This is a genomic window from Streptomyces sp. NPDC059900, assembly GCF_050270335.1.
Lineage (GTDB): Bacteria > Actinomycetota > Actinomycetes > Streptomycetales > Streptomycetaceae > Streptomyces.
On the sequence record NZ_JBNNJZ010000451.1, the window covers coordinates 1 to 6,788 of the forward strand.

General features: G+C 70.9%; 8 protein-coding genes. 4 read left to right on the forward strand and 4 right to left on the reverse strand.

The features are described from left to right. Window positions 1-27 precede the first annotated feature (27 nt). Window positions 28-690: a TetR/AcrR family transcriptional regulator gene (locus ACQKIP_RS35775; RefSeq protein WP_365863629.1), complete on the reverse strand. Its 663-nt coding sequence runs from the start codon at window positions 688-690 to the stop codon at window positions 28-30. Window positions 691-770: 80 nt separating this feature from the next. Here ACQKIP_RS35775 and ACQKIP_RS35780 point away from each other — a divergent pair, with 80 nt between their 5' ends. Continuing rightward, the gene (locus tag ACQKIP_RS35780; RefSeq protein WP_365863627.1) at window positions 771-2,288 is read left to right on the forward strand and encodes a monooxygenase; all 1,518 of its coding nucleotides are present in this window, start codon (window positions 771-773) and stop codon (window positions 2,286-2,288) included. A gap of 104 nt (window positions 2,289-2,392) precedes the next feature. Here the strand turns inward: ACQKIP_RS35780 and ACQKIP_RS35785 are convergent, their stop codons facing one another. The 3 genes from ACQKIP_RS35785 to ACQKIP_RS35795 all read right to left on the reverse strand — a co-directional run bounded on the left by ACQKIP_RS35785 (window position 2,393) and on the right by ACQKIP_RS35795 (window position 4,235). After that, window positions 2,393-2,767 (reverse strand): ATP-binding protein, encoded by a 375-nt coding sequence (locus ACQKIP_RS35785; protein ID WP_365863625.1) that lies wholly within the window; start codon window positions 2,765-2,767, stop codon window positions 2,393-2,395. Window positions 2,768-2,955: 188 nt separating this feature from the next. Continuing rightward, on the reverse strand, window positions 2,956-3,309 hold the full coding sequence (locus ACQKIP_RS35790) for an STAS domain-containing protein (RefSeq protein ID WP_365863622.1): 354 nt from the start codon (window positions 3,307-3,309) through the stop codon (window positions 2,956-2,958). Between the two features lie 83 nt (window positions 3,310-3,392). Further along, on the reverse strand, window positions 3,393-4,235 hold the full coding sequence (locus tag ACQKIP_RS35795; protein ID WP_365863620.1) for a DUF1206 domain-containing protein: 843 nt from the start codon (window positions 4,233-4,235) through the stop codon (window positions 3,393-3,395). Window positions 4,236-4,328: 93 nt separating this feature from the next. Here ACQKIP_RS35795 and ACQKIP_RS35800 point away from each other — a divergent pair, with 93 nt between their 5' ends. From ACQKIP_RS35800 to ACQKIP_RS35810, 3 genes are all read left to right on the forward strand, one after another. After that, window positions 4,329-5,588 (forward strand): phospholipase D-like domain-containing protein, encoded by a 1,260-nt coding sequence (locus ACQKIP_RS35800; protein ID WP_365863618.1) that lies wholly within the window; start codon window positions 4,329-4,331, stop codon window positions 5,586-5,588. Window positions 5,589-5,847: 259 nt separating this feature from the next. Then, complete coding sequence (locus tag ACQKIP_RS35805) at window positions 5,848-6,189, forward strand: ArsR/SmtB family transcription factor (RefSeq protein ID WP_365863616.1); 342 nt, start codon at window positions 5,848-5,850, stop codon at window positions 6,187-6,189. Window positions 6,190-6,192: 3 nt separating this feature from the next. After that, window positions 6,193-6,699 carry an SRPBCC family protein gene (locus ACQKIP_RS35810; RefSeq protein ID WP_365863614.1) on the forward strand — a complete coding sequence of 169 codons (507 nt, stop codon included), beginning with the start codon at window positions 6,193-6,195 and terminating at the stop codon, window positions 6,697-6,699. Window positions 6,700-6,788: the final 89 nt, after the last annotated feature.

Sequence of the window (6,788 nt, forward strand, 5' to 3'; positions counted from 1 at the left end):
GGGCGGGAGTTCAAGAGGGTCTGCGGGTCAGCGGCGTGCCCTGAGTCCCTCGATGAGCAGGGAGAGCCCGAACTCGAAGTTGCGGGCGAAGTCGGTGCTGGCGAGGGCGGGCAGGGTGTCCTTGAGGTGGGGGTAGTCGCTGCCTGAGGTCACGGCGCTGCGCAGTCGTTCCGGGCCGGCCGGATCGCCGTTCTCCGGGGCGGTGGCGGCCTGTTCTTCCAGGGTGTGGCCGACGGTGAAGTTGGCCACGGTGTAGAGCGTGCGGGCCGCGTCGTCGCCGGAGAAGCCCGCTTCGCGCAGGACGCCGACGAGAGTGTCGGCGAAGCCGAGGACGCCGGCGCCCGTGGAGTGCGTACCGGCGAAGACCCGTGCTCCGTCCCGGTGGGCGAGCAGCGCGTTGCGCAGGGCGTGCGCGAGTGCGCTGAGCCGCTCGTTCCAGGGGGTGTCGCCGTCGGCGGCCGTCTGTGCGACGCCCTCCATCATCTGCTCCGACATCGCGGTGAGCAGTTCCTGCTTGGTCGCGTAGTAGCGGTAGAGCGCTCCGGCCTGCACGCCCATCGCGCCGGCGAGCCGCCTCATGGTCAGGGCGTCCAGGCCCGACTGGTCCAGCAGGTCGAGGGCGGTGCGCACGGTGTGCGCGCGGTCGATCCGGGAGGGGCGCCCGCGCGGCGGGGTGGACGGAGAGCTCATGGAGCCCATTATAGTGAACGTCGTTCACGTGAACGCTGTTCACTAAATCTGGGTACGAGAAGAGCGAGAGGACGACGCCCATGGACACCGACGTGATCGTTGTGGGAGCCGGGCCGACCGGGCTGATGCTCGGCTGCGAGCTGGCGCTGGCGGGGGTGCGCACGCGGATCGTGGAACGCCGCGCCGAACCGCAGCGGGACTCCCGGGCGCTGAGCCTGCATCCGCGCAGTGTGGAGCTGATGGACCAGCGCGGGCTGCTGGAGCGGTTCCTGCCGCAGGGCCGCCCCGTGCCCGGCTGGCACTTCGCACAGCTCCCCACCCGCCTGGACTTCTCCCGGCTGGACACCCGGCACGGCTACACGCTGTTCATCGCCCAGGCCCGCACCGAGGCACTGCTGGCCCAGCGGGCGCACGAGCTGGGTGTGGAGATCGTGCGCGGACAGGAAGTCGTCGGGCTGAGCCAGGACGGCGAGGGGGTCCGGGCGCAGGTGCGGGGCCCCGGCGGCAGCGAAACCATCCGTGCCCGCTACGCGGTGGGCTGTGACGGCGGCCGCAGCGCGGTGCGGCAGACCGCGGGCATCGCCTTCCCGGGCACGGAGGAGACGTTCACGGGGATGCTCGGCGACTTCGCGGCCATGGACTCCGGCCCCGGCGTCCTGGACGCCGCGCGCGCCGGGGGCGTGCTGGTGGCGCCCATGGAAGACGGCGTGACGCGGCTGGTCCTGCTGGATGCGCAGAGGATCCGGGTGCCCAGCGCGCAGCCCGTGACCCTCGAGGAGTTCCGCCAGTGCCTGCGCCGGCTGTGCGGCTCGGACTTCGGCGTTGGCGAACCCCGCTGGCTCTCCCGCTTCGGCAACGCCACCCGCCTCGCCGACCGCTACCGCTCCGGCCGGCTCCTGCTGGCCGGGGATGCCGCCCACATCCACTTCCCCGCCGCGGGGCAGGGCCTCAACACCGGCCTGCAGGACGCGATGAACCTCGGCTGGAAGCTGGCCGCCACCATTCACGGCTGGGCGCCGCCCGGCCTGCTGGACAGCTACGACAGCGAACGGCGCCCGGTGGGCCGGGCGGTCACCGAGAACACCGAGATACAGACCCTGCTGGCCGAACTGACACTGGTCCGGGCATACCAACGCCCCGCGGCCGCCCTGCGCCGCCTCCTGGACGACCTGCTGCGCATGGACGAGGTCAACCGCACCCTGGCCTCCCGGGTTTCCGCCCTCGCCACCGCCTACCGGCCCACCGAGCCCGACGCCGACCCGCTGGCGGGGCGGCGCATGCCCGACATCGGCCTCACGGCCGCCGGACCCGCGACCCGCGTGTACGACCTGCTGGTCGCTGGCCGGTTCGTCCACCTCGACCTCACCGGCGACCCGGACACCGCGGCCGCCGTCACCGGGGACTGGGGCCCGCGCATCACCGCGGTGACCGTCAACGGCCACGACGAGCACACCGACCTGCGGGGCATCACCGAAGTCCTGGTACGCCCGGACGGGCATGTCGCCTGGGCGACACATGCCGCCGACGCGGCGGCCCGGTCCGGCGAACGGCACGCCGCGCTGACGGCCTGGGCCGGCCCTTCCTCCCGCGCCGCCTGAGCGGCCACAATCCAGCGCGGCCAGGACGGCAGGCCCCGCACAGCCAGGTGCCCCCGCAGGGCGAGCACCGCTTCGCGTGCCGTCTGGCGGAGCTGGACCGGAATTCAGCTCAGCTCGACGAGGGCGGTGATGTCCTTGCCGCCTTCGTGGCAGGTGACGGAGACGCGGGCGGCCAGGCGGCGCACCAGCAGCCAGCCGTATCCCCCCGCCCGGGACGCGCCCCCCACATCATCGTCGGGGACCACGGGCGTGCGGGTGCTGGCGTCACCGACCACGAGGGACAGTCCCTCGTCGGTGAGTTCCGCCGAGAAGCGGGTCAGGCCACCGCCGTGGCGAAAGGCGTTGGTCACCAGCTCCGTGGTCACCAGCAGCGCGTCGGCCACCACCACATCGTCCGCGCCTTCGCCCTCCAGGGAGCAGAAATGCGACGACAGGAGCTTGGTGACTTCTGCCCGCGCGTCGCCAGGAGTGCGGGGCACCGAGGACGCCAGGGGCAGGGGCCCGGCCGTTTCACCTGTGGCAGCCGTATGTGTCCCAGCCGGCGTGTGGTCCGGATGAGGGCTTGGGTCCGGCACTTCGTGATCGATGCTCATTGCTTTGTGCACTTGCCCTGGAGAATCAGGCTCACACTGCGCACGGGGTCTTTCGGCCCCGTGCGCGGCGGTGGTCAGCATGTGTGCGCTTGCTCGACGCTGTCGGCGAACGTGAACGTCTCACGCAGTCCGGTGACCTCGAACAGCCGGGACACGGCGGCGCTGAGCGGCCCCGCCAGCACGAAGGGGATGCCGGCGGCGGCGAGCTGGCGCCGCCCGTCCAGGAAGATGTGCAGGGCCGTGGAATCGGCGAAGGTCACACCGGACAGATCTACGATGATCCTGGTGCTCTCGGTGCGGGCGGCCCGGGCCAGTGCCTGGGTCAGGCCGCCGGAGTCCGACCAGTCGTCCAGGCTGCCCCCGACCGTGATCAGCACCACGTTGGCGGACGTGGTCTCCACGCCCACCGTCAGATCGTCATTCTCCATGGCGGTATTCTGCCCGCCACTGCTGCGGCCGGTGGTGGCGGGGGCCGCCACCACCGGCCGGACGCCCCCAGTCCTGGCTGCCCTCAGACCTTGCGCCAGCGGGCGTTGGCCCAGGAGAACAGGCCGAACGCCGTGAGGCCGACTGCGATCAGGACGAGAAGCCAGGGGCCGGCGGGGGTGTCGGTGAAGGAGCGCAGGGTGTCGTCCATCCCCTTGGCCTTGCCGGGCTTGTGCTTGAGGGCGGCGGCGATGGCGAAAGCGCCGGCGACGGCGAAGACCACGCCTCTGCAGGCACCGCCGAACATCCCCAGGAACGTGACCGCTTTGCGGACCGTCGCCGACATGCTCGACATCTTCAGGTGCTTCTCGAACTTGCGCATCAGGGCCCGGCCGGCGATCCACAGGCCGGCACCAGCCACCCCCGCACCGGCGATCCCGACGATCCACTGCCCGCCGGGCCAGTCCAGGGCCTTGGCCGTGATGTCCCGGGAATCCTGGTCGGAGCTCCCGCTGCCGCTGCCCTTCTGCCCGGCCGCATACGACAGCACGGAGTAGGCGACGAATCCGTAGAAGACGCAGCGTCCCGCGGCCATCGCCCGCTTGCTCGCCTTCGTGCCGTCGGGCCCCGCCTGCCCGAAGGCCGCCTCGGTCAGCCGCCACAGGGCCATGCCCACCAGCGCTATGCCCAGCAGCCACAGCAAGACAGTGCCCAGGGGTTTCTCGGCGATCTCAGCGATGGCGCCGCCCCGGTCTGCCTGCTCACCGCCTCCGTCGGAGAAAGCGATCCTGAGCGAGAGCATGCCGATGAGCAGGTAGATGACCCCGCGGGCCACGAAGCCCGCACGGGCTGCGCCCTCGACTGCTGTGCTGTTCGCCGCGCGCCGGGCTTGCCTGCGTCCGCGTGCTGTTGCTGATCCAGTTGCCATGCTCGTCTTTTGCCCCCGTGGGGGTATGCGATGTCTGGATCGAGTCCCCGGGCTTTTTTTGTCTTCCCGTCCCTCCTCCAGGAAGGTGCACCCATGACCCGCACGCAAGACGCCCCCGCAGACACCGCCCCCACGTCCGCACCCACCCGGCCATCTCTCGCGCAAGGGGCACGCAGCGAGGACGAAAGAGGCGTCCTGGAGGAGCGGTCCCGGCGCGCCAGACGCCGGCTGGAAAGACTCATAGGGGTGGCCGCGACCGAAGGCAACGCACTGGTCCCGCTGCGCAACGGCGACGAGATCTTCGCAGCGATGCTGGACGGTATCCGCTCCGCCCGGCACACCGTGGACATGATGACGTTCGTGTACTGGAAGGGCGAGATCGCCCAGCACTTCGCCGACGCACTGGCCGAACGGGCACGCCAGGGGGTGCGGGTGCGCCTGATGCTGGACGGTTTCGGCAGCCGGCTCATCGAGAAGGACCAGCTGGAGGTGATGGAGCAGGCCGGTGTGCAGGTGGCCTGGTTCCGCAAACCGCTCTACCTGTCACCGCTGAAGCAAAACCACCGCTGCCACCGCAAGGTGTTGGTCGTCGACGAAGAGACCGCGTTCACCGGCGGGGTCGGTATCGCCGAGGAGTGGTGCGGTGATGCCCGCAATCCCGGCGAGTGGCGCGATACGCACGTGCAGGTGCGCGGGCCCGCCGTGGACGGGCTGGCCGCGGCGTTCGCCCAGAACTGGGCCGAGTGCCACGACGAACTCTTCGACGAACGCGACCGGTTCATCAACCACACCCCGCACGGCGAGGCCGTCGTGCAGGTCGTGCGGGGCTCGGCCAGTTTCGGCTGGCAGGACATGCAGACCCTGCTGCGGGTGGTGATCGAGTCGGCGGAGGAGCGGATCCGGCTCGCCACCGCCTACTTCGCGCCCGATGGCTACTTCATCGAGCTGCTGTGTGCCGCCGCGCGCCGCGGCGTCGAGGTCGAGATCCTGCTGCCGGGCCCGCACACCGACAAGAGGGTCTGCCAGCTGGCCGGCCAGCGCTACTACGAAGACCTCACCGCCTGCGGCGTGAAGGTCTTCGAGTACCAGCCGACGATGCTCCACACCAAGGTCATCACCATCGACCGGACCATGGCGCTGATCGGGTCGACGAACTTCAACCGCCGCTCGCTCGACCACGACGAAGAGGTCATGCTCGCCGTCCTGGACCAGACGTTCACCGCCACGCTCGACAAGCATTTTGCCGACGATCTCGAGCACAGCGAGCTCATCGGCCGCGGGCGCTGGCAGCGCCGCTCGCCCCTCCAGCGCGTCCGGGAAGCAGCCGTCGTGCCCATCCGGCGCTTCCTCTGACCCACCGGGCCCACCGGGTCCGACCGGCGGGGCAGCAGACGATGCTTGCTCCCGCCGGCAGCTGGCGCTGTCTTCCGGGCGCGCGGGCCAGAGGCGAGCGAGGCCGCCGTCCGGGGCCGGCGGCAGAGGTGCCCCGGCGAAGAAGCCACCGCGGGCTGTCGCCGGGCGGGGCGGGGAGCGCCTGTGATCGTCGTCGGGCAGGACGTGCCCGGATCCCGGCCGCCTTGACGCATGCCGATATGGGAATATGATGATGTGCATGGCACGAGCAGCGACGACGTCGGATGTCTTCAACGCGATCGCCGAGCCGCAGCGCCGGGACATCCTGGCGCTGCTGCGGGCGGGGGAGCGGCCGGTGACCGACCTGGCCGCAGAGCTGGGGATGAGCCAGCCGGGGGCGTCCAAGCACCTGCGGGTGCTCCGGGAGGTGGGTCTGGTGCGGGTCCGCGGGGCGGGCAAGCAGCGCCTCTACGGCCTGGACGCCGCCGGGCTGCGCCCGGTCCACGAATGGGTCGGCGGATTCGAACAGTTCTGGAGCGAGAGCTTCGACCGGCTGGACGCCTACGTGCAGAACCTCAAGCAGACACGCCAGGAGGAATGACCGATGGCAGCAACAGGGCAGGAAACGCGGACCGGGTCGGCGACGGCCGACCGGGAGATCGTCATCTCCCGGGTCATCGACGCCCCGCAAGAGCTGGTGTTCGAGGCCTTCACCGAGGTCCGCCACCTGTCGCAGTGGTGGGGCCCGCAGGGATTCACCACCACCACGCGCTCCTTCGAGTTCCGCGAGGGCGGGCAGTGGGTCTTCGTGCTGCACGGACCGGACGGGACGGACTACCCCGAGTGGATCCGCTGGCAGCGGATCGCCCCGCCGGAGCAGATCGCGCTGCTGCACGGCGAGCACCCCGACGACCCCAACTCCTTCGAGACGTTCCTGGACTTCGCACCCGAGGGCGCGGCGACCCGCATCGTGATGCGCACGGTCTTCGCGACCAGGCAACTGCGCGACGCGGCCGTCGAGAAGTACCACGCGATCGAGGGCGGCCGGCAGACCCTGGCCAACCTGGCGGCCTACGTCACCGGCACCGCCGGCAAGGGGGCGCAGGGCTGATGGCGGGCAAGGTTTTCTTCAGCGTGTCCATGTCTCTGGACGGGTTCATCGCCCCCGAGTCCGCCGCGGACCTGATGGGCCGGCAGTGG

Coding starts and splice junctions, on each gene's coding strand:
- ACQKIP_RS35790 (WP_365863622.1), bottom strand. CDS start 3,309: ATGGAGAATGACGATCTGACGGTGGGCGTGGAGACCACGTCCGCCAAC.
- ACQKIP_RS35810 (WP_365863614.1), top strand. CDS start 6,193: ATGGCAGCAACAGGGCAGGAAACGCGGACCGGGTCGGCGACGGCCGAC.
- ACQKIP_RS35795 (WP_365863620.1), bottom strand. CDS start 4,235: ATGGCAACTGGATCAGCAACAGCACGCGGACGCAGGCAAGCCCGGCGC.
- ACQKIP_RS35780 (WP_365863627.1), top strand. CDS start 771: ATGGACACCGACGTGATCGTTGTGGGAGCCGGGCCGACCGGGCTGATG.
- ACQKIP_RS35775 (WP_365863629.1), bottom strand. CDS start 690: ATGAGCTCTCCGTCCACCCCGCCGCGCGGGCGCCCCTCCCGGATCGAC.
- ACQKIP_RS35805 (WP_365863616.1), top strand. CDS start 5,848: ATGGCACGAGCAGCGACGACGTCGGATGTCTTCAACGCGATCGCCGAG.
- ACQKIP_RS35800 (WP_365863618.1), top strand. CDS start 4,329: ATGACCCGCACGCAAGACGCCCCCGCAGACACCGCCCCCACGTCCGCA.